This window comes from Methylobacterium sp. UNCCL125, assembly GCF_900116795.1.
GTDB classification, from domain to species: Bacteria; Pseudomonadota; Alphaproteobacteria; order Rhizobiales; family Beijerinckiaceae; genus Methylobacterium; species Methylobacterium fujisawaense.
This window is the reverse complement of sequence record NZ_FPBW01000010.1, coordinates 60,128-81,671: the sequence shown is the minus strand read 5'-3', so window position 1 is coordinate 81,671 and position 21,544 is coordinate 60,128. Positions and strand designations below refer to the sequence as shown.

Below are 21,544 nucleotides of genomic sequence, written 5' to 3'. Positions count from 1 at the left end.
GTTGGAGGTCCCGAGGGGTTCCGCGCAGGAACGTCGCGACCACGCTTCGCCGCGGTGTGGCTCGCGGGTCGCACGGCGGCGGCGTCCGACAAGACACGACGCTCCACATAAGAAGGCCCCGTCCGGGATCGGACGGGGCCTCAAGTCGAAGGGAGGAAACGCCCGCCATGGGCACGGAAGGCCACGCAAGTCGCGCGCCAACTCCCATCAGAGCGCTCTTCGGGCGCCGATGCCTGGAAAGACTCCGTTAACCACGTCGTGCTGGATTGTTTCGGTAGCCCTTGCCGACGCCCTCCGAAGGGCCCGGGCCAGATGCTCGGACCGCCGACAGGAGCCGGAGACCATGACCCTTTTCAAGCCGCAGGAGACCGGCGAAATCCGCTCGTCGAAGTCGGCCGCCGATCTGTCCCGCAGAGTTGCGCCGGCCGCGTCCGCGGACCTGATTCCCTTTCCGGGCGCAGAGGCGCGTCGGAGTTCCCGCATTCCGCGCTCCGGCGAGCGGCGCGGCGAGATCCTCCTGTTCCTCGGCGTGCGCTACGAGCGCCTCGCGTCCTGAGGACGTCGCGGTCCATGTCACATCGGCCGCACGCCGCCACAGACGGTTCTCCCATGTCAGCCCCGGATCGCCGGCCGTTCGGCCGCGCCCGCCGAGCGATGCGCCTCGGCCCCGTCGGCGCTGCACTGGCCGTGCTCGCAGCCTGCACCCAGAGCGGCGATTTCGGCCGACCGCGTACGGGGGTCTGGAACGGGCTCATCGATACGACAGGCAGCTTCAGCACCCGAGACCGCGGGCGCCTGCTGCTCGAATCCGGCCTCACCGACGACGAGCAGGCCCTGCGCGACCGCGCATGGCGATTCGTCCAGCCCGCCAGCAGCTTCACCGCCTTTCAGGACGCGGTGCTCGGCCTCGCCAGCGCCCACGTGCTCCCGCCGACCTGGCGCTACGAGGAAGTCGGTTCCTATTACGAGGCCCTCACGGCGGAGCCGTCCCGCTCCCCGGTCTCCCGCTACCGGAAGCTCGGCGACGACGCCACGGCCGATGCCCGGCTGATCCCGATCTTCGTGGCGCTGGCCGCCCGCGTCATCGACGCCGATGCCGCGCGTCTGCGCAGCCTGCCCTTCGCCAAGACCCTCGACAACGCCGACGTGCTGGAGGCCGCCCAGCGGGTCGCCGAGAATCGCTGCCTGATCGCCTGGGTGCGCTTCGAGGCCGGCCTACGGCTCGCGCGCTACCGCTTCGCCCTGGAACACCTGTTCGCCGCGGCGCCGGCACCGGAATCGGTCTCGGCCGAGCGGTCCATCATGATGCTGGCCGCCCGCCGCAACTTGCTCGACCCGCTCCTCCCGCCGGATGCCGCGGCCCGCTGCGGCCTCGGACCGGCTCCGCTGCCGCCCCCGGTGCCGGTCGCGCAGGCGGAGCCGCTGGTGGTCAAGTATTGAACGACCGAGACTGCGGTCGCGCCCCATCCTGACGACGACAGCGCCCGTGCCGCCGCGACATCGGCCGCGTGGCCGACCTGCAGGCCCGCGCGTGTCCGGATCGTGGGTCAGGGAGAGGGGCAGGTCCATCCGGCCGATCGCCCAGTGCTGGAGACGCGGACGATCCGCGGATCCCCGAACGGACGAAGGTGGCTGAGGCCCGCCGCACGTCGATCGACGCAGCCAGCCCGTTCGACGGCCCCGCTAGCGCCCCGTCCCCTTGCCGGGCCCATCCTTGCCGGGCGCGTCCTTGCCGGGCGCGTCCTTGCCCGTCGGCGCATCGTCCGTCGACGTGTCGGTGGTGCAGGAGACGGCCTGGACCGCGGCATTCGCGGCGGGACGCTGACTCGGGAGACCGGCGATCACCCGCACCACCACGAAGCCGCGCGTGTCGGGCGCGACGATGCGCACGTCGCGGCTCGGATCGTTCTCGTCGTCGTCCGCAAGCGCCTCGTCGTACTGAGCGCGGGTCAGGATGACGAGGTCGAGGGCGCCACGGACCGCGGCCTGGTCGGTCACCGCGTAGAAGGCCCCGCGGCGGGCATGCGCGGCGAGCGACAGGGACAGGGGACCGGTGCGGGCGGAGACGCGCATGGGCCCGTCCGCGAGGTTGTAGGCGCAGACGCCCACCGCCACCGCCGGATCCGGGATCGGCAGCCATGCCTCGGGCGGGGAGGGGTCGTCACCGGTGGCGACCGTGTAGATCGACTGCGGATGGTCCAGGTTCTCGCTGGTGCGGGCGCGCGAGACGGCGTCGGCTTCCGAGAGGGCAGGGATCGCCAGGACCGCCGCGATGTGGACGATCCCGGCGAGCACGAGGCCGATCAGCGTGGCGTAGACGAAGCGCAGGCTCACGAGGCGCATCCGAGGCGAGTGACGGCCGGCACGGAACTCCGGTCGAGGGACCCGACGCTGGCGGCCACCGGCGTATCGTAGAGGCGCAGCGCCAGCCGGACCGGACCGGTCGCCCGCGGGCTCGGGAGCCAGTTCCCGGGCTGCACATCCGGCGCGAGCACGATCGAGAACCACCCGTCGGGCGCGCGCAGCACTTCGGTGGAGGTGAAGCCCTCGCGCAGGGGCGCACGGCCGGGATCGCGCGGGCCGCGGCCGGCCACCGTGATCGTCCAGGCGCGGGCGGGCGGCGTCGCGCCGCCGATCCGGTAGGTGCAGGTGGCGTCGAGCGCCTGCCCGGCATCGTCGACCGCCGCCGTCAGGAGCAGGCCCTCACCGACCGCCAGAGGGATCTCTCCCCGGCGGGCATTGACGGCGCGGGTGTAAGGATCCGCATTCGCCGCGCCGGCCCGCGGCCAAGCGGTCCAGGCACCGACCTGAACGCCCCCGAACGGATAGCCGCCGCTCGTCGCCCAGTCGGCGCTGGCGAGGCCCAGGAGGGCGCCCAGCGCCAGGGCGTAGACGGCAAGGCCGGCGATCGAAGTCTTGCGCCACAGCCGTCGGACGAACCGGACCGCGCGGCTGCGCGGGGCGCCGGCGGACATGGAGACGCGGCCGAACGCGTCGGGAATCGTGAGCTTCATGCGCTCACCGAACCTCGGTGAAACCGCCGACCGGGCGGCTGCCCTCGGCAAGTTCGCGCAGCTGGCCGGACGGCGGCACCGCGGCCCGGTCGCCGGGCTTCCTGCCGGTCTTGCGCGGCTCTCCGGTTCCGGAGGGTGCGTCCGGAGCCGGTTCTGCGGGGGCGCGCTCGACCGTGCGGAACAGGCCGTTCAGGCCGCTGATCACCTCGAAGGAGCGGCGCGAGAGCTTGCCGTAGGCGCTGGCATTGGGGTCGATCGGGGCGGTCGGGCCCCCGGAAGCCTGCTGCTGGGCGGCGCGCGGGCTGTCCTTCAGGCCGGGCAGACCCTTGATCTCGATGCCCTGATGGGCCGGCTCCATGATGTCGTGCCAGGTCTGGGCCGGAAGCGAGCCGCCGGTCAGCTTGTTGGTGGAGGTGTGATCGTCGTTCCCGAACCAGACGGCGCCGACGTAATTGCCCGTGTAGCCGACGAACCACGCGTCCCGGTAGGCGTTCGTGGTGCCCGACTTGCCGGCCACCTTCACGCCCTCGAGCTGCGCCCGCTTGCCAGTGCCCTCCTCGACCACCTTGTTCAGCATGAAGTTCATGTCGGCCACGACCTGCGGCGAGAGCACCCGCTCGGGCGCCTCGTCGGCGTGGCGGTAGATCACCTCGCCGGACGAGTTCTTCACCTCGATGGCCGCGTAGGGCTTGGCGCGGAAGCCGCCGTTGGCGAAGACCGCATAGCCCGCCGCCTGGTCGATCACCGTCACCTCGTCCGAGCCGATCGGCATCGACACCGTGTCGATCAGGTTCGAGGTGATGCCCATCTTGTGGGCAAGTTCGGTGATCTTTGCGCGGCCCGCCTTGGCGGCCCGGGCCTCGTGACTGATGCCCATGGCCTTGCCGAGGGAAATCGAGATCTTGATCGGGATCGTGTTGATCGACTTCGCCACCGCGAGCCACATCGGCACCCGGCCGGCATAGGAGCGGCCGTAATTCTGCGGGCACCAGTTGCCGATGCAGACGGGACTGTCGACCACCGTCGTGTCGGGCTTGAACAGGCCGGAGGCGAGCGCGGCCGAATAGACGTAGGGCTTGAACGACGAGCCGGGCTGGCGCAGGGCGTCGGTGGCGCGGTTGAACTGGCTCTCGCCGTAATCGGCGCCCCCCACCATGGCGCGCAGCGCCCCGTCCGGGTCGAGGATCACCATCGCGGCCTCGTCGACGTCGTAGGCGTCGCCGGACTTGCGCAGGATGTCGGCCACGACCTCGTCGGCCCGCTTCTGGATGGCAAGGTCGAGGGGCGTCTTCACGGTCAGCACACGATCGCTGCGCAGCTTGCCCGCGTCGGCCATGGCCTTGATCTCGCCGAAGGCCCAATCGAGGTAATAGTCGGCGGTGATGTCGCGGGTGCGGGTCACCGGGGTCGCCGGGTTGCGGAGCGCCGTCTGGATCTGGCCCTCGGTGACGAACCCCGCCTCCACCATATTGTGCAGCACGTCCGCCGCCCGGGCGCGCGCCGCCGGCAGGTTGACGTGCGGGGCGTACTTGGTGGGCGCCTTGAACAGGCCCGCCAGCATGGCGGCCTCGGCGAGGCTGATGTCCTTGAGCGGCTTTCCGAAATAATAGTCCGCCGCCGCCACGGCGCCGAAGGTGCCGCCGCCCATATAGGCGCGATCGAGGTAGAGCTTCAGGATCTCGTTCTTGGTGAGGTGGCTCTCCAGCCACAGGGCCAGGAACGCCTCGTTGATCTTGCGCTCCAGGGAGCGCTCGTTCGTCAGGAACAGGTTCTTGGCGAGCTGCTGGGTGATCGAGGAGCCGCCCTGCGTGCCGCCGCCGCCGCGCGAGTTGTTGACCAGCGCCCGGAGGGTGCCGATCGGGTCGATGCCCCAATGCTCGTAGAAGCGCCGGTCCTCCGTGGAGACCAGCGCCTTGATCATGATGTCGGGAAAGTCATCGAGCTTGAGCGAATCGTCATGCTTGATGCCGCGGCGGCCGACCTCGGTGCCGTAGCGGTCGAGGAAGGTAACGGCGAGGTCCTGCTGCTTGAGCCAGTTCTCGCTCGTCAGCTGGAAGGCGGGCTGAGCCAGGGCGAGCATCAGGACAGCGCCCCCGGTCCCGATGGTGACGCCCTCGCTCGTCAGGTCGAGGGCGACGCGCTTCCAGCCGCGCACGGCGAACCGGCTCATGACGCGCTGGAAGCGCTCGTAGGCTTCGCCCGTGGACTGGCCGCCATCGTACAGGCTGGCATTGACCCAGGCGTCGAAGGCGAGCGCGGCGCGTTCGAGGCGGACCTTGATCTCGGTGAGCGTCGGCAGGCGCACGATGTCGAACCCGGCTTGTCGAGCGCCTCTGCGGCGGATCCTGGCGGCGGATGGTCGAGGGCCCGCGCCGCGGACACGAACCCTGCGCCTGCGCCACCGCACGGCATCCGAGGTCCATAGCAGGATCCGGAACCGTCGGCGAGGCTCTGCGCAGTCTCGCGAATCGCCGCGGACGAGCTTGGGCGTAACGCACGACGGTGCGATCCGGTCGCATGGAGGTCGTCGGCGGCCACGCTTGCAGCGGTGCCCGGGCTCGGGCAGAGAGGCGGCTTCCCATCCGAGAGACTTTCCCGATGCCCAAGCCCGAGGCGCCGCGCCGCGGGGCGGTCGAGCCGTTCTGGCGGACCAAGACGCTCGAAGCCATGACCCCGTCCGAGTGGGAGAGCCTGTGCGACGGCTGCGGCCGGTGCTGCCTGATGAAGCTCGAGGACGAGGATACCGGCGAGGTCCATCACACCGATATCGGCTGCACGTTGCTCGACGGCCTCACCTGCCGGTGCCGCGACTACGCGCGGCGCCAGAAGCGGGTGCCCGACTGCGTGCGCCTGACGCCGGAAGCGGTGCGGTCGATCGCCTGGCTGCCGCCGACCTGCGCGTACCGGCTCGTGCGCGACGGGCAGCCGCTCTACCCGTGGCATCCCCTGATCTCCGGCCGGGCCGCGAGCGTGCACGAGGCGGGCATCTCGGTCCGCGGCCGGCTCGCCGGCAACGAGGAGGAATTCTCCGAGGACGAGCTGCCGGATCGGATCGTGGACTGGCCGGGCCTCGATCCCAGCGCCGCCTGAGGCGAGCGCGCCGGACGCCGGGGCCCGCAGACCGGCTCACGCCGCGTGGTCGCGGCCCGGCGCCTCGACCGGTACGCCCTAGCCGGTCCCGGAGTGCCGGCCGAGCAGCCGGCCGCCCGCCAGGCCGTTCGCCGCGATGACGATGGTCACCGCCGCCGCGTGGAACAGGAGATCCGTGGCGGTGGCGTCGTGGGGGTGGACGGGCATGAGCAGCGCCGCCGCCGCCGCCGCCACCGCCAGCCCCCCGAGGGCGGCGGTGAGGTTCGGCCGCAGCGGGCAGGCGCGCCGCAGCATCACGACGATCAGCACCGACAAGGGCACCGAGACGCAGATCAGGAAGCTGAAGCAGCCCGCGATCGTGTGCTCGCCGGGCACGTCGGCCCCCGGCGCGATCCAGTCGCGCAGGCAGCCCAGCCCGCTCGCGCCGACCCAGAGGGCCAGGGGCGGAAGCGGCAAAAGCGCCCAGCGGCTGGACCGTCCCGGCACGCTCGTGGCGAAGGCCGCGAAGGCGGCCGTGATCGCCGTCAGCACGGCGCCGACCGCCGCGAGGGCCAGATCCGGCACATGCATGCGCAGCATGAAGCCGCCGGTTCCGATCCAGGCCGCGAGGACGACGCCGACCACCAGCGTCACGCCGAGCCAGAGCGCCGCGCGGGCCTCCGGGGTCGGCAGCGGCCGCACGGGTTCGAGGCCCCCTGCGAGTTCCTCGACGAGTCGGTCGTAACGGGACAGGTCCCCGCCGGCCCGGTTGCTCCCCTCTCCGGGCATCACTCCCGCTCCTGCGTCAGACTGGCCCGGAGCGCCTTCAGCGCCCGGTGCAGGTTCACCTTGAGGGCTCCCTTGCTGCGACCGGTGAGGGCCGCGGTCTCGTCGAGCGACAGCTCGCGCAGGCCCAGGTGCTCCACGGCCTGCCGCTGGCCGTCGGGCAGGGCCGCCACCGCCCTGGCCAGGGCGGCCGCCCGATCCCGCGCCTCCAGCCCATGGCCGGGGATCGGGCCCGGATCGACCTCGGCCTCGTAGGCCAGGGGGTCGTTGACCTCCCGCGGGCGCCGCCCGGCGCGGCGCAGCCGGTCGATCGCCCGCCGCTGGGTGATGGCGCGCAACCAGGGCAGGAAGGGACGGGCCGGATCGTAGCTCGCCCGGGCCCGGTGGACGGTCATCAGCGCGTCCTGCACGACATCGTCCACCGCCTCGCCGCGCACGCCCTGTGCCCGGGCGATCGCCGAGACCACGGGCAGACACGCCTTCAGCAGCGAGCGGTAGGCGGCCGCGTCGCCGCCCTGCGCCGCCGCCATCAGGGTCGCCAGTTCCTCTTCGAGCGCCATCCGGGCTCCGCCGTCGTTCCGCCCCCCGGCCCGCGTCGTGTCTACCCCGCGGTGGGATCCCGACGCCAGCGCCCAAGCGCGCGCGGGCATCCCGCCCGAAACGGCGAGCATCATCGTACGGCCTCCCGTCCCGTCCCGGCGGGGGCCACGGCGAGTCGCGCCGCGCCGAGGATGCGCCCGTCATCGGCCTGAAGCAGCAGGGCCGCCGTCTCGCCCTCGGGGCGGGTCGCCGTGAAGGTCGCGGCGGCACCGGACCAGCGCCCGAGATCCTGCAGCGAGCGGACGACGTTGGCCTGCTCGAGGGTCCGCCCGGCATTCTCGCCGCGCAGCACCCGCGTGGTGTGGCTCGGATCGTACCCGATCAGCAGGACGCGGCCGGAGGCCCCTCCGGCGTCGGGCGCGGGCCCGATCTGCGCGACGACGCGCCCGCCGTCGCGGGCCAGGGTCGCCGGGATGCCGGGGCCGGCCTCCCGGGCGCGGGCGATGGCAGCGCGCAGCCCGACCTCGTCGGAGCCGACCAGCCCGGTCTGCCCGTCGATCACGGCCTGCGGCGTGTAGGCGGGTCCGCCGAGGCGGGTCGCGTAGGATTCCTGGCGGGCGGTGGCGGCCGGCAGGGCGTAGGGGTCGCGCCAGTTCAGGTGGTTCCAATAGGTGACGTGGAACGCGAGCGGCAGGACGTCACCCTGCGCACCCGCCGGCTCATGGGCGAGGCGGCCGATCAGCGCCTCCGCGGGCGGGCAGGAGGAGCAGCTCTGCGAGGTGAACAATTCGACGACGACGGGGCGCGCCGCCGCCTCGGCCGAAGGGAGGACGGCACACGACAGGACGGCGGCGATCAAGAGGGCAGGGCGCATGGCCGGAACTCCCGCACGCCGGCGGTTCGGACCCGGCGTACCGGCTCCTTCGGCGCTGCCGCGGCGGCGGTTACACGTCCGGGTCGAGTTCGAAGGCGTCGACGTCGCGCAGGAGGGCGAGGAAGGCCCGGGCACCGTAATCCAGCGCCGCACGGCCCGCCTCGGCGGTTCCGAGACGCGCATCGCCCATGGCGCCCGAAGGATGGAGGTCGCCGGCCTTCCACGCGAAGGCGGCGGGGCGGCCGGCACGCAGGTGAGTGAAGTCGCGGACCATCACCCGCGTCCGCGGCGGGAAGTCGGCGATCCGGTCGGCCCGGACGAGGTCAGGCCGCAGGGCCAGCATCAGCGCCGTCTCGATCCCGCCGGCATGGATGCCGTGGGCGATCTCGTCGGCGGGGAACAGGCCCTCGGGATAGCCGAGTCGCGCCCAGGACGTCGTGACCGCCACCATGCGGAACCGAGCGCGCAACTCGCCCGCCACGAGATCGATGAGCCCGCTGTTGCCGCCGTGACTCGTGACGAGCACCAGCTTTCGGCAGCCGGCGCGGTGGACGGCCGCGCCGATTCCCGTCCAGGCGGCGAGCGCCGTCCCGGTGTCCAGGGAGAGCGTACCCGGGAAGGAATCGTGCTCGTCCGACTTCCCCACCGGCTGGACTGGCAGCAGCAGCACGTCGAGATCGGGCGGCGCGTGGTCGCGCACCCGGGCGAGGTAGCCCTCGGCGATGAGGGTGTCGGTGGCGAGCGGCAGGTGCGGGCCGTGTTGCTCGATGGCGGCCACCGGCAGCACCGCGATCGCCCGCTTCATATCGCGACGCGCCAAGTCTTCGGTGGTCAATTCAGACCAGAACCGCGCCGTCATTCCTGCCGAGGCCTCCATCCGGCGCCGCCGGGCGGCAGCGGGTTCGGGAGGCGATCTAACCGGCAGGCCGCCGCCGAGTCGACTATCGGGTCGGCGGTCGACGCCTCGCCGGCAGGGTTCGCCTCAGGCGAACAGCGCGTCGATGTCGTCCTGGGAAGGCGTGGCGTCCACAGCCTGCGGACCGTTCAGCAAGAGATCCTCCGCCCGGGCCCGCCGCGCGCGCTCGGCGGGATCCATGGAGGACGCGTCGCGGGCCTTCACGGCCCCCACGAACCGCGCCAGGCGCTGCTCGAACAGGCGCAGCGATTCGACCACCTTGGCGATCCGCTGGCCGGTGATGTCCTGGAACGCGCAGGCTTCGAAGATCGTGTTGATGCGCTCCTCGACGGCCTCGCGGTAACCCGGTCCGTCGGGCAGGCCGAGCATCGCCTCGGCGGCCTCCATGATCGTGTTGGTGGCGCCTGCCGTCGCCGCGACAACGCTGCCGAGTTCCTCGTGCGCCATGGGGATGCGGTCACGGCTCATCTCGTTCGCGCGCAGCGCCCCGATCTCCTCACGGAGATGGGCGATGTAATCCGCGATCTCGATCAGCTCGGCGATCACGGTCTGCGGTTCACGAAACCGCAGATCGGCCTGCCGTGAGGCGGCTGACGACATGCTCTTCTCCTCGGATCTGTGGCCGTCCTGACCGGCCACGCCACGTCTCGGCGCCCGGCGGCGCAGGAGCGAACCGCCCGGACGGCGAGGGGACGAAGAAGGGGAGCCGGTCAGCTTCCGCAGACCGCCTCGATCTTCGACTTCAGCGTGGCCGCGTTGAAGGGCTTGACGATGTAATTGTTCACGCCGGCCTTCTTGGCCGCGATCACGTTCTCGGTCTTCGATTCGGCCGTCACCATGATGAACGGCGTCGTCCGAAGATTTTCGTCGGCGCGCACGTGCCGCAGCAGCTCGTAGCCCGTCATCGGCTCCATGTTCCAATCGGAGATGACGAGCCCGTACTTGCGGCCCTTCAGTCGCGCCAGCGCCTCGGTCCCATCGGACGCGTCATCAACCTCTTCGAAGCCGAGCTGCTTCAGTAGATTGCGAATAATGCGGACCATCGTCTGGTAATCGTCGACAACGAGGATCGGCATGCTCAGGTCGAGAGCCATCGAACAACTGCTCCGTATTGCCCGGCGGGAAGCCGCGGCGGCTCCCGGATAGATTAACGCTTCGCTAACGCTGCGTTTTAGCTGCGCTGCACAGCATTGAAAATAGGGCACGCGCATTGCGAAGCGGTTAATCGGGACGGCCGGGGCGAGGCCGCGCGCCCCGAGGGCAGCCCGGCGCCCTCGGAATGCCTCGCTTGACCCTCCGGGCGCCTTTGGGCAGGGTCCGGCCGCGTCGGGCCCCTCGCGGACATGTCAGGCGATCCCATCCGACCCTTCCGAGCATTCGACCCCGAACCGATGGCCCCAGGCGACGACACGGCCGCGCGGCCCTTCACGATCTGCCGCGCCGATGCGCCCGTCCCACCCGCCCTGGCCGGGGCCGTGGCGGCGATCGGCAATTTCGACGGCGTCCATCTCGGTCATCGGGTGCTCGTCGAGGGCGTGCGCGCCGAGGCCCGTGCGGCGGGCCGACCGGCCGTGATCCTGACCTTCGAGCCGCACCCGCGGGCCTATTTCACGCCCGACGCGCCGATGTTCCGGCTGACCGGCCTCGCCGCCAAGGAGATCGTGTTCGCGCATCTGGGCCTCGACGGCCTGATCGTGCGCCGCTTCGACGGGGCTCTGGCTGCCACGGGCGCCCGTGCCTTCGTGCTCGACTTCCTGAAGGGGGCGCTCGGCCTGTCCGGCGTTGTCGTCGGGCACGATTTCCATTTCGGCCGCGGCCGCGAGGGTACCCCCGCGATCCTCGCCGAACTCTGCCGTGAAGCCGGGATGCGCTGCCGGATCGTGGCGCCGGTCGCCCTCGGCGGCGAGACCGAGCCGGTCTCGTCGAGCGCGATCCGCGCCGCCCTCGCGGCCGGCGACATCGTCCGCGCCAACGCGCTTCTCGGCTATCGCTGGTTCGTCCTCGGCGCGGTGCGCCACGGCGACAAGCGCGGGCGGCAGCTCGGCTTTCCCACCGCCAACATGATGCTGCCCGATTGCGGGCTGGCACACGGCATCTACGCGGTGCGGGTCCGCCTGACGTCGGGGGACTTCCGCGACGGCGTGGCGAGCTATGGGCGCCGTCCGACCTTCGATGACGGCGCGCCGCTGCTGGAGACCTATCTCTTCGATTTCTCCGACGATCTCTACGGGCAGGACATCGCCGTGGAGTTCGTCGGACACATTCGCGGCGAGGAGCGGTTCGCCAGCGCCGACGCGCTGGTCGAACGCATGCATGTCGATGCGGCGATGGCGCGGGCCCTGCTGGCGCGCGATGAAACCCCGTCGATGCTGACCTGAACCTCGCGGGCATCGCGGGGCGTGCAGATCGTGTAGAAGGCGCCATCGAGCAGGAGGCGGACGTGCTGGGTCGTTACGAGCGCGCGAACAACGGCGAAGCGGTCGTCGAGTACGGCGACGGCACCATGCGGGTGGTCAAGCCCGGCAGCTTCGTGCGCTGCGCGGTGACCGGCGAGCCGATCCCGCTCGACGGGCTGCGCTACTGGAGCGCCGCCCGCCAGGAGGCCTACGCCTCCCCCGAGGCGATTCTGCAGCGGCTCAAGGAAACCGGCCGTCCCTGAGGGTCACGGCGCGCGGAGCGCGTCGCGGATCTGCCGGCGCAGGGCGTCCACGTCGTCGAGCACGAGGCGGACGCGCAGGACGCGCACGTCTGCCGAGAAGGCCGGCGGCAGGCGCACGGCGTCCTTCTCGGTGGTGACGAGGTCTGCACCGAGGCGCCGGGCCGACTCGGCCAGGGCAGCCAGTTCTCCCGGCCGGTAGGGATGATGATCCGGGAACGGACGCGTCCCGGCGATCACCGCGCCCGCCGTCGCCAGGGTCGCGAAGAACTTTTCAGGGCGGCCGATGCCCGCGAAGGCGAGGCAGCGCCGGCCCGCCAGATCATCCGTCTCCCGCACGAGTCGCGCCCGGTGGACGGGCAGGCCGCGCCGCTCGGCCGTCCGGGCGACCGCGTCGCCCCCGGCGCCGTCACCGATCACGATCAGCCCGCCGACATGCGGCCATTGCCGGGCGAGGGGCGCGCGCAGCGGCCCCGCCGGGAACGGCAATCCGTTGCCGAGGCCGGCGGGGCCGTCGACCACCGCGAAACTGAGATCCTTGACGAGGCTCGGATTCTGCAGGCCGTCATCCATGACGATGACGTCGGCGCCAAGCTGCCGGCAGAGGGCGGCGCCCGCCGGCCGGTCCCGAGAGACGATCGCGGGCGCCCTGCGGGCGAGGAGCAGCGGCTCGTCGCCGACCTCCGCGGCGGCGTGGCGGTCGGGATCGACCCGTACCGGGCCCGCGTTCCGGCCCCCGTAGCCGCGGGACAGGAAGGCCGGCCTGCGGCCGAGCTCGGCGAGGAGGGCCGCGACCGCGAGGGCGGCCGGCGTCTTGCCGGCACCGCCGAGGGTGAAATTGCCCAGGCACAGGACCGGGCAGCCGGCCGGGGCGCCGGGACGATCCATGCGCCGGGCCACCAATGCCCCGTAGAGCGCCGCGAACGGGGCGAGGCCGCGCGCGGCCGGGTGATCCGGCCCCGCCGCCCAGAAGGCCGGGGGCCGCATCAGGCCCGCACGAGCGGTCGCGCGCGGCTACCCCGGTCGAGGCGCTGGAGCTTCATCTGCGCCACGAAGGGATCGAGCACGGCGAGCGTGCGCGCCACCGCCCCCTCGAAGGGCTCCAGGGCACGCTGCCCCTCACGGGCCATGTCGGCGAGCCGGCTCCGATCGCCGAGGAGCTCCGCGGCGATTGCCGCCAGTTCGACGCCGTCGCGCACGGGCAGGGCGCCCCCGGCCCGATCGAGGGCCTGATAGACCACGCTGAAATTCTCGATGTGGGGCCCGTGCAGCACCGCAGAGCCGAGGCGCAGCGGCTCGATCGGGTTCTGTCCGCCCCGCGGCACCAGGGAACCGCCGAGAAACACCAGGGGACTCAGGCGGTAGAACAGGCCCAGCTCACCGATCGTATCCGCGACGTAGACCTCGATGGACGGGTGAGGCCGCCCGCCGGTGGAGCGCCGGGCGCTGCGCAGGCCGACGGCGTCGGCGCACGCCACCACCTCGCCCCCCCGGGCCGGATGCCGCGGGGCGATGATGGTCAGGAGCTGGGGGAACTGCACCTTCAGCATCGCGTGCGCATAGGCGACCATGGTCTCCTCGCCGGCATGCGTGCTCGCGGCGACCCAAACCGGCCGGCCGGCCATCATGGCCCCGAGATAGGCAAGCTGCTGCGCGTCGGCCGGGGGCACCGACGCGTCGAACTTCAGATTCCCCGCGATGCTCACCCGCGGCGCCCCGAGCTTGGCGAAGCGCTCGCCGTCCTCCTGGGTCTGCGCGAGGCAGATCGCGATCCGCGTCAGCAGAGCCTTGGCGGTGCGCGGGCAGCGCTCCCAGCCTCGGAACGAGCGCTCCGACATGCGGCCGTTGACCAGGATCAGCGGGATCTCGCGCTCATCCAGCGCCAGGATCGTGTTCGGCCAGATCTCCGATTCGGCAATGACCGCGAGGTCCGGCTGCCAATGCTCCAGGAACCGTCCAATCCAGCGGGGCGCGTCGAGCGGCATGTACTGATGCACCGCGCCGGGCGGCAGCCGCACGCCGACGAGTTCGGCCGCCGCGCGTGTGCCCGTGGTCACGAGCACCGAGAAGCCGCGGGCGATCATGCCCTCGACGAGCCCGATCAGCGACAGGGCTTCGCCGACGCTCGCGCCGTGCATCCAGGCCAGCGGCCCGACCGGCCGGGCCCGCCCCGGCAGACCGCGCCGCTCCGGAAGCCGACGCGGATCCTCCTTGCCGCGCTGCGCACGCCACGCAAGCAGGCCGGTCAGCGCCGGCTCGCCGATGCGCAGGCCGGCCCGGTAGGCCTGCAGCGGCAGGGTGACGGAGGGACGCCTCACGCGAGGTCTCCCACCGGCGCGTCTCGGAGCTCGGGAAGCGGGTCGCGGTAGAGCGCCGCCCGGTCGGCGCGCCCGACGAGCGCGTAGGCGCGGGCATGCACCCGATTCATCTCGGCCTCGACGAAGCGGCGCAGCGTCTCGAACGCCTCGCCGTCGCTGTCCCGCGGAACATAGATCGGGTCGCCCAGCACGATCGCGCCGCGGCCGAAGGGCAGGCCCAGGCAGGCCCGGTCCCACGAGTTGAAGCGCAGATGCCGGCTCGTCACCACGGCGGCGGGGACGATCGGCCGCCCGGAGAAGCGCGCCAGGGTCAGGATCCCGGCATCGCACCGGCGCGAGACCTTGGGAACGTCGGCGCTGAAGGCTACCGATTCGCCGCCCTTCAGGGCCCGCAGCATGGCCCGCAATCCTTCGGCTCCGCCCTTGGCGCGCAGATCGGTGGCGCGGCTGCGGCCGCGGGCGCCGGAGGCCCGCATCACACGGACGCCGAAGCGTTCCAGCGCGATGGTGTTGATGTTCCCATCGGGATTCCGCGAGATGATCGTGGCCACGCGGTCGCCCGAGCGACGCATGAGCGGCATCATGATGTGCTGGCCGTGCCACATGCCGATGATCAGCGGCTTGCGCGCGTCGATCCAGCCGTCCGCGACCCCCGGGGACGCATCGCCCGCATGGATCTCGAAGCGGTTGGTGAGTCGCACTAGCCGCAGATAGCCGGCCGCGAAACGGCCGAGGAGGCCCTGCACGGACGGATGGCGGATAAGACGCTTGCCGAGGTTCATGTCACGCGTGGGGCGGCTGGACGGCCGCCCGATCAGTTCCGGATCGAATTCGACCGGGCATGGTCTAGCCCCCGCCCCCGAGACGAGACAATCGGCCCCGCCCACAACCACACGTTTGAGCCACCGGTGTCGACCGGCCTGCCGGCGTCGCGGATGCTCCCGCGGAGCGGCGAAAACACGGCAAGCACCCTTGTTTGGATCAATTCCAGACTGTAGATTGGAATTGATCCAAACAAGGAGATTCGCATGGCCGCCGCCCTCGAAAGTGCCGTCGCATTGGACGCGGAAGCGCGCCGCGCCTTCGTCTTGCGCTACGTGCAGCCCGGCCTTGCGGGCCTGATCGACGGCTCGGTCTCGACCCTCGCGCCGATCTTCGCGGCGGCTTTCGCCACGGGGCATAACGGCGCGACCTTCCTGGTGGGGCTCGCGGCGTCGGTCGGGGCCGGCATCAGCATGGGCTTCACCGAGGCGCTCTCGGACGACGGCCAGGTCACGGGCCGCGGCGACCCCTGGCTGCGCGGTCTGGTGTGCGGGGCCATGACCACGCTGGGCGGCCTCGGCCACACGCTGCCCTACGCGATTCCCGACACGCTCCCGCCCGGCTGGCCGAACCCGTTCGTGCTCGCCACGAGCCTCGCCGTCCTGGTCGTGGTGGTGGAACTCGCGGTCATCGCGGCGATCCGCACGCGCTTCATGGCGACGCCCTTCTGGCGCGCGGCCCTGCAGGTCATGCTCGGCGGGGCGCTGGTGCTGGTGGTCGGGATGCTGATCGGAAGCGCTTGACGCGAGGCGCCGCGCCCGCGATGCGGGGCGCCTTCCGTCCCCGTGTCGAGGGTGACCACCGGCGTTGACCTTCCGCCTCGCCCATCTCAGCGATCCGCATGTCGGCCCCCTCGGCCGGGTGCGTCTCCACCAGCTCATCGGCAAGCGCGCCACCGGCTACGCCAATTGGCGGCGCGGGCGCTCGCGCAGCCATGACATGACGGTGCTGGAGGCGCTGGTCACCGATCTGAAGGCGCAGGGCGCCGGACACATCGCCTGTACGGGCGACCTGTGCAACATCGGCCTGCCGAGCGAATGGGAGACGGCCCGCACCTTCCTGGAGGCACTGGGCTCGCCCGAAGCGGTCAGCTTCGTGCCGGGCAACCACGATGCCTATGTCCGCGGCTCCCTCGAAGGCCTGCTCGCCGCCTGCGGCCGTTACACGGGCGACGATTCCGGCTCGTGGGGCCGCTTTCCCTACCTGCGGCGGCGTGGGCCCCTGGCGCTGGTCGGCCTGTCCAGCGCGATTCCGACCAAACCCTTCGTGGCGACGGGCCGCCTCGGTGCGCCGCAGCTGGCCGCGGCCGAAGCCCTGCTCCGCGCCCTGGCCACGGAGCCGGGGCGCCCGTTCCGCGTGGTGATGATCCACCATCCGCCGCAGCCCGGGGGCGCCTCGCCCGGCCGCGAGCTGAAGGATGCCGCAGCGTTCACCGCGATGATCGCACGGGCCGGGGCGGACCTGATCCTGCACGGTCACAATCACGTCACCAGCGCCGCCCGGATCCCGGGGCCGGACGGCCGGGCCGTCCCGGTGGTGGGTGCCCCCTCCGCATCGGCGCGCCCGCACGGACACGGGGCGATGGCGTCGCGCCGGGCCTCCTACCTGCTGTTCGAGATCGACCGGTCGGACCAGAGAGTCTCGGTCACGGCCCGGCGACGGGGCCTCGATGCGTCAGGCGCCATCAGCGATCTCGGCGCCCTGGACCTCGACGGGTCGGACCTCGACGCGTCAAACCTCGCCTGACGAGCCGGGCCGGCCGGCCCGTGAGGGGGGCGCCGGCCCGGGATCGGGATGCGGGTCAGATGCCGACGACTGCCAAGTCGGTGCGCTGCTGTCGGCTGAGGCTCGCTTCGTAGCGCTCGGCCTGGAGGCGGGTAAGACCGCAGATCAACGCGAGTGTCCCGCGATACACAGTGTAGGTGCCGTCGTGTGTCGGCCTGACGCGAATCACCTCTGCCATGGAAGCCTGCCTTCTGCTGGAGGTTGCCTGCCCTCGTCTAAGAAAGTCGTTCCTTCTCGCTGAATTGGCCGGTCGAACGCGCGAACGGGGGGAGGTTATCAGTCGTTCCAAAGGTAGCAAGAGCCGCCTACGTCGGAATGCTTAGGTCTTTTCTGCTGCATTGCGGCAAAGCCTTGCCGGCGTTGGCGATCCACGGAAGCGGAAAAAAGCGGCCATCGGCTTGCATATTGAATATGCTGCGCGGGCCGGCCGGGAGCCGCTCGGGCGGTGCGAATCGTAGGATGGACCCCGCCCGTCCGGGCGCGCGAAAGGAACCCCCATGCAGCTCTGGCGTCTGACGGCGACCGACCTCGCGGCCCTGATCCGCACCGGCCAAGTTTCGGCCCGGGAGGTCGCGCGGGACGCCCTCGACCGGCTCGAGACGGTCAATGGGCGGATCAACGCCGTGGTCGAGCACCGCCCGGAGGATGTGCTGGCGCAGGCCGACACGGTGGACGCCGCCCGGGCTCGGGGTGAGGCGCCCGGTCCGCTCGCGGGTGTCCCGGTCACCATCAAGATCAATGCCGACCAGCGGGGCTTCGCGACGACGAACGGGCTGCGTCTCCAGCGCGACCTCGTGGCGACGGACGACAATCCCGTGGTCGCCAATTTCCGCCGGGCCGGCGCGGTGCTGCTCGGTCGGACCAACACGCCCGCCTTTTCGCTGCGTTGGTTCACCACCAACCAGCTCCACGGCGACACCAAGAATCCGCGCGATCCGGCTCTGACGCCCGGCGGCTCGTCCGGAGGCGCGGGCGCGGCTGTGGCGGCCGGGATCGGCGCGATCGCCCACGGCACCGACATTGCCGGATCGGTGCGCTATCCAGCCTATGCCTGCGGCGTACACGGGCTGCGTCCGAGCCTGGGCCGGATCCCCGCCTGGAATCCGTCCTCGCCCGAGCGCGGGATCGGTCCCCAACTCATGGCGGTCTCGGGGCCGCTCGCCCGCAGCATCGCGGATCTTCGCCTCGGCCTCGAAGTCATGGCGGCCCCGGATCCGCGCGATCCATGGTGGGTGCCGGCGCCGCTGGAAGGGCCGTCCGTGCCGCGCCAGGTCGCCCTGTGCGTGCGGCCTGGGGGACTCGCCACCGCCCCGGAGGTCGAAGCCGCCCTGCGGGAGGCCGCGCGCCGCCTGGCCGAGGCCGGATGGACGGTCACGGAGATCGCCGACACCCCGCCGATCCGGGAAGCCAGCGAACTCCAGCTCCAGCTCTGGCTCGGTGACGGCTACGCGGCGGTCCGGGCTGCGGCGGAGCGGGAAGGGGATCCGGCGGCCATCGGGCTCCTGGAGAGCTTCCGGTCGCGGGCCGAGGCGATGGCGCCCGACGCCATCGCCCGGGCGCTCACCCGGCGCGCGACGCTGGCACGGGAATGGTCGCTGTTCCTTGCCGAGAACCCTGTGCTTCTGGTCCCGGTCTCGGGCGAGCTGCCCTTCCCCGACGGGCTCGACCGCACGGGGGATGCCGGCGTCGCCCGGGCCTTCGAGGCGAACCTGCTGCAGGTGGGACTGGCACCGATCGGGGTCCCGGCGCTCACCGTGACGACCGGCCTCGTCGGACGGACCCCTGTCGGGGTGCAACTGGTCGCCGCCCGCTACCGGGAAGACCTATGCCTCGCGGCCGGCGCGGCGATCGAGGCCGGAGGCGTGCCGGAGATGCCGGTCGACCCGGTCTGACGCCGGGCCGCCCCTGTCGGGAACCGAAAAGTGGCCGCCCCGCCGGTCCGACGATCGGCCGCAGGAGTCGCGACGGGTCGCGGAGCGCCACCGGCGGGTGCCTGGGAAGCCCCCTGACCGGTCTGCCGGCCGCGCCGTCAGGTCCGCTCCTCGCCCTGGCGGGCTTCGTCCGCGGCGGCACGGCGGGGGGCCTGCCGGGGTGCCGTCGCGATCGCGACCGTCGGCCGGGTCGGCGTCTGACATCACGCCGGCCGGGCTCAGGCCCGGTCTGCGGCTCCGAGATTTGCCAGCAGGGCCGCGAACAGCCGCGCCCGCTGCGGCAGGGTTTCGATCAGCACGTGCTCCTCCAGGGTGTGGTAGCCTTGGCCCAGCGGCCCGAGCCCGTCGAGGGTCGGGATACCGTTGGCGCCGGTGAAGTTGCCGTCCGAGCCGCCGCCGGCACTGCGATGGGGCAGGGGCTGGCCGAGCGCCTCGCTCAGGGCACGCGCCTGCTCGTAGAGCGCCATGCAGCCCGTATCCGGCTCCCAGACCGGCCGGGTCACGCCCCGGGTCACTGTGAAGCGGACGCCGTCCTCCTCCCCCGACAGCGCCAGCATCCGCTCGACGCCGCGGTCGAGGTCGGCCTGGCGCTTGGCCATGCTGAGCGCCTGCCCGCGGCAGACGGTCGGGACGCAGTTCACCCACTGCCCGCCCGAGACGATCCCGGTGGAGACGGTGCAGTCGGCGTCCGAGAGCCCATCGATCGCGAGGATCTTGCGCGCCATCGCGCGGATCGCCGAGCGCCCCTCGTGGGGCGAGGCGCCGGCATGGCTCGGACGGCCCAGGGCCTCGAGATCGAAGCGGGCGATGGCGTAGCGACCGGTGACCACGCCGTTGTCGGGCTGCCCGGGTTCGGGCACCAGCACGACGGCGTGGCGGGCCGCCTCAGCCTCGATCAGGTCGCGGGTCGAGGGGCTGCCGACCTCCTCGTCGCCGGTGAACAGGACGGTCACCGGCAGCGGCGTCTCGATCCCGGCCGCCGCCAGGGCGCGGATCGCCGCCAGGGCGATGACGTTGCCCCCCTTCATGTCGAGGATGCCCGGGCCGTAGGCGCGGTCGCCCTCGATCCGCCAGGGCAGGCTTCCGAGGGTGCCGACCGGATGCACCGTGTCGAGATGGCCGAGCACCAGAATGCCGGGCCGGTCGCGGTCCCGGTGCGGGAACCGCGCGCGGACGCAGTCGCTCAGGCCCATGCGGCCCGGGATCGTCTCGACGGTCGCCCCGAGGAGCGCGAGATCGCGGGCGGCGACGCTCATCATCCGATTGACCGCCGCCGCGTCGTGGGTGGGACTCTCGCAGAGGACCCAGGGCTGCAGGGTCGCGAGGATGTCCTGAGCGTCGAAGCGCAGATCCGGAATCATCGGGCTTTCTCCTCGGCGAACGGATCGGCGACCCGCGGCCAGTAGAGGCCCGACCGCTTGGTGTAGGGGATCGCGCCGTAATCCGGCGGAACGGCTCCGGGGGCCGCGACGTAGCGGACCTCGCTCGCGATCGGCGCGAAGGCGGCGTAGAAATGCTGCATCGACTTCACCACGACCATCCGCTTGTCGTCGAGGGTGAGGCCGAGACCCGTGAACGCGTCGGGCGCGAAGGCCTGCTGGCGCTTGTGGGTCAGCACCACGTGGATCCCGTCCGCCTCGACCCAGGCCGCGGGGCCGAGATGGGCGTGGCCGCCGCTGAGGCCGGTCTGGCTGTGGTTGTCCGACAGGCCGCGCACCGTGACGCGCAGGTCCACCGGGTTCCCGGAGGTCACGCCGCACTTGCCGCCGATCCGCAGCGTGAAAGACGCCCCGAGCCCGGCCTCGTGGCAGATGCCGACCGCCCCGGGATCCCAGATCAGGCCGAGGGCCACGTCCTTGACGCCCCGCTCTGCGAGGCGGGCGAGGATCGCGGTGTTGTCCGAAGGCGCGCCCGCGCCGGCATTGTCGGCGAAGTCGGCGAGGACCATCGGGCGCGGGTCGGCGGAGGCGAGGGCGAAATCGATGGCCGCGTCGATCGTATCGCAGCGGCTCGCGGCCTCTTCCCGCATCGCCCAGACCGCGCCGGCCAGCTCATCGGCCAGCGCCTGCGCCTTGCCGGCATCACCGTCGGCGACGACCAGCATCTTGGCACCGACATCCGCCACGTCGCCCCAGGGAAAGCCGTGCCCGAAGGAGACCGACAGGATGCCGTCGCGCCCCTCCAGGGACTCCATCCGGCGCACGAAGCCCGCGACCGGCTCGCGGCTGGTGCGCCACATGTTGACGATCCGGCAGTCGGCGTACGCCATCACCGGCCGGATGTCCTTCGACACCGTCTTGACGACCAACGGATACAGGTCGCGGGCGCGGTCGACGATGTCGGTGTGCGGGTATTCCTTGTAGATCACGATGACGTCGGCGTTGGTCCGCATCGTCTCAGTGAGATGGCAGTGGAGGTCGAGCTCGACGCCGATCGTGGCGTCCGGCCCGACGATGGCGCGGACCCGCTCCAGGATGTCGCCCTCGCAGTCGTCATAGCCCTCCGCCACCATGGCGCCGTGCATGAACAGCAGCACCGCGTCGACCGGCATCGCCGCCTTCAGGTCCTCCAGCAGGGTGTCGCGCAGCGCCTCGTAGACGGCCCGCAGGGTGATGCCGCCGGGCTGCGCGAAGGTCGAGAGGCTCTCGACCACCGTATGCCCGTCCGCCTCGGCCAGCGTGCGCCAGGCCTTGAGGCCGATATTGCTGAGGCTCGGCGAATTCCGGCTGCCGTCGCGGCGGGCGTAGTCGGCGTGAAACGCCGCTTGTCCGGTGGGCAAGGGCGCGAAGGTGTTGGTCTCTGTGGCGAGACCCGCGATGAAGATCTTCAAGGT

21 protein-coding genes and 1 pseudogene are annotated in these 21,544 nt (G+C 71.9%); 8 read left to right on the top strand and 14 right to left on the bottom strand.

Annotated features, from left to right (window positions below):
• Nucleotides 1-343 precede the first annotated feature (343 nt).
• Together BM396_RS11910 and BM396_RS11905 are read left to right on the top strand one after the other, a co-directional pair.
• Complete coding sequence (locus BM396_RS11910; protein WP_043349728.1) at nt 344-556, top strand: hypothetical protein; 213 nt, start codon at nt 344-346, stop codon at nt 554-556.
• 53 nt (nt 557-609) lie between these two features.
• A complete protein-coding gene (locus BM396_RS11905) occupies nt 610-1,440 on the top strand; it encodes a hypothetical protein (RefSeq protein WP_236961549.1) in 831 nt (276 codons plus the stop codon).
• A gap of 243 nt (nt 1,441-1,683) precedes the next feature.
• Here the strand turns inward: BM396_RS11905 and BM396_RS11900 are convergent, their stop codons facing one another.
• The 3 genes from BM396_RS11900 to BM396_RS11890 are packed head-to-tail and all read right to left on the bottom strand — an operon-like array spanning nt 1,684 to nt 5,319.
• Entirely contained in the window at nt 1,684-2,343 is a 660-nt protein-coding gene (locus BM396_RS11900) for a DUF1254 domain-containing protein (protein ID WP_043388791.1), read from the bottom strand.
• Complete coding sequence (locus BM396_RS11895) at nt 2,331-3,014, bottom strand: DUF1214 domain-containing protein (protein ID WP_043388792.1); 684 nt, start codon at nt 3,012-3,014, stop codon at nt 2,331-2,333. The genes BM396_RS11900 and BM396_RS11895 overlap by 13 nt, the downstream gene beginning before the upstream one ends.
• A 4-nt stretch (nt 3,015-3,018) precedes the next feature.
• Entirely contained in the window at nt 3,019-5,319 is a 2,301-nt protein-coding gene (locus tag BM396_RS11890; protein WP_043388795.1) for a transglycosylase domain-containing protein, read from the bottom strand.
• 293 nt (nt 5,320-5,612) lie between these two features.
• Between BM396_RS11890 and BM396_RS11885 the strand changes: the two genes are divergently transcribed.
• Complete coding sequence (locus BM396_RS11885; protein ID WP_043388797.1) at nt 5,613-6,104, top strand: YcgN family cysteine cluster protein; 492 nt, start codon at nt 5,613-5,615, stop codon at nt 6,102-6,104.
• A gap of 78 nt (nt 6,105-6,182) precedes the next feature.
• Here the strand turns inward: BM396_RS11885 and BM396_RS11880 are convergent, their stop codons facing one another.
• The 6 genes from BM396_RS11880 to BM396_RS11855 all read right to left on the bottom strand — a co-directional run bounded on the left by BM396_RS11880 (nt 6,183) and on the right by BM396_RS11855 (nt 10,293).
• On the bottom strand, nt 6,183-6,872 hold the full coding sequence (locus BM396_RS11880) for an NrsF family protein (protein ID WP_051976350.1): 690 nt from the start codon (nt 6,870-6,872) through the stop codon (nt 6,183-6,185).
• Nucleotides 6,872-7,429, bottom strand: coding sequence for a sigma-70 family RNA polymerase sigma factor (locus BM396_RS11875; RefSeq protein WP_043349707.1), 558 nt, complete (start codon nt 7,427-7,429; stop codon nt 6,872-6,874). The genes BM396_RS11880 and BM396_RS11875 overlap by 1 nt, the downstream gene beginning before the upstream one ends.
• 110 nt (nt 7,430-7,539) lie before the next feature.
• Complete coding sequence (locus tag BM396_RS11870; protein ID WP_043388798.1) at nt 7,540-8,283, bottom strand: DUF1223 domain-containing protein; 744 nt, start codon at nt 8,281-8,283, stop codon at nt 7,540-7,542.
• A gap of 70 nt (nt 8,284-8,353) precedes the next feature.
• On the bottom strand, nt 8,354-9,142 hold the full coding sequence (locus BM396_RS11865) for a creatininase family protein (protein WP_043388799.1): 789 nt from the start codon (nt 9,140-9,142) through the stop codon (nt 8,354-8,356).
• Nucleotides 9,143-9,265: 123 nt separating this feature from the next.
• Nucleotides 9,266-9,799, bottom strand: a complete 534-nt coding sequence (locus BM396_RS11860) for a protein phosphatase CheZ (protein ID WP_051044744.1) — start codon at nt 9,797-9,799, stop codon at nt 9,266-9,268.
• A 110-nt stretch (nt 9,800-9,909) separates the two neighbouring features.
• Nucleotides 9,910-10,293, bottom strand: coding sequence for a response regulator (locus tag BM396_RS11855; protein WP_012317888.1), 384 nt, complete (start codon nt 10,291-10,293; stop codon nt 9,910-9,912).
• Between the two features lie 297 nt (nt 10,294-10,590).
• On the opposite strand from BM396_RS11855, the gene BM396_RS11850 reads away from it, so the two are divergent.
• Nucleotides 10,591-11,577: a bifunctional riboflavin kinase/FAD synthetase gene (locus tag BM396_RS11850; RefSeq protein WP_043388800.1), complete on the top strand. Its 987-nt coding sequence runs from the start codon at nt 10,591-10,593 to the stop codon at nt 11,575-11,577.
• 62 nt (nt 11,578-11,639) lie between these two features.
• Nucleotides 11,640-11,858, top strand: a complete 219-nt coding sequence (locus BM396_RS11845) for a DUF2093 domain-containing protein (RefSeq protein WP_043349698.1) — start codon at nt 11,640-11,642, stop codon at nt 11,856-11,858.
• Between the two features lie 3 nt (nt 11,859-11,861).
• Here BM396_RS11845 and lpxK read toward each other — a convergent pair whose 3' ends face one another.
• Genes lpxK through BM396_RS11830 form a run of 3 tightly spaced genes read right to left on the bottom strand, consistent with a single transcriptional unit; the run spans nt 11,862 to nt 14,955 of the window.
• Nucleotides 11,862-12,842 (bottom strand): tetraacyldisaccharide 4'-kinase, encoded by a 981-nt coding sequence (lpxK, locus tag BM396_RS11840; protein WP_043388801.1) that lies wholly within the window; start codon nt 12,840-12,842, stop codon nt 11,862-11,864.
• Nucleotides 12,842-14,173, bottom strand: coding sequence for a 3-deoxy-D-manno-octulosonic acid transferase (locus tag BM396_RS11835; protein ID WP_043388803.1), 1,332 nt, complete (start codon nt 14,171-14,173; stop codon nt 12,842-12,844). Before BM396_RS11835 ends, lpxK begins: the two co-directional genes overlap by 1 nt.
• On the bottom strand, nt 14,170-14,955 hold the full coding sequence (locus BM396_RS11830) for a lysophospholipid acyltransferase family protein (RefSeq protein ID WP_043388805.1): 786 nt from the start codon (nt 14,953-14,955) through the stop codon (nt 14,170-14,172). The genes BM396_RS11835 and BM396_RS11830 overlap by 4 nt, the downstream gene beginning before the upstream one ends.
• Nucleotides 14,956-15,243: 288 nt before the next feature.
• Here BM396_RS11830 and BM396_RS11825 point away from each other — a divergent pair.
• The 3 genes and pseudogenes from BM396_RS11825 to BM396_RS11815 form a co-directional block, all read left to right on the top strand.
• Nucleotides 15,244-15,738, top strand: a pseudogene (locus BM396_RS11825) (VIT1/CCC1 transporter family protein); the annotation flags it as partial.
• Between the two features lie 64 nt (nt 15,739-15,802).
• Nucleotides 15,803-16,741: a metallophosphoesterase family protein gene (locus BM396_RS11820; RefSeq protein WP_043388809.1), complete on the top strand. Its 939-nt coding sequence runs from the start codon at nt 15,803-15,805 to the stop codon at nt 16,739-16,741.
• A 536-nt stretch (nt 16,742-17,277) separates the two neighbouring features.
• Complete coding sequence (locus BM396_RS11815; protein ID WP_043388811.1) at nt 17,278-18,672, top strand: amidase family protein; 1,395 nt, start codon at nt 17,278-17,280, stop codon at nt 18,670-18,672.
• Nucleotides 18,673-18,929: 257 nt separating this feature from the next.
• Here BM396_RS11815 and BM396_RS11810 read toward each other — a convergent pair whose 3' ends face one another.
• Complete coding sequence (locus tag BM396_RS11810) at nt 18,930-20,072, bottom strand: M20/M25/M40 family metallo-hydrolase (protein WP_043388814.1); 1,143 nt, start codon at nt 20,070-20,072, stop codon at nt 18,930-18,932.
• Complete coding sequence (locus BM396_RS11805) at nt 20,069-21,541, bottom strand: M81 family metallopeptidase (protein ID WP_043388817.1); 1,473 nt, start codon at nt 21,539-21,541, stop codon at nt 20,069-20,071. Before BM396_RS11805 ends, BM396_RS11810 begins: the two co-directional genes overlap by 4 nt.
• Nucleotides 21,542-21,544: the final 3 nt, after the last annotated feature.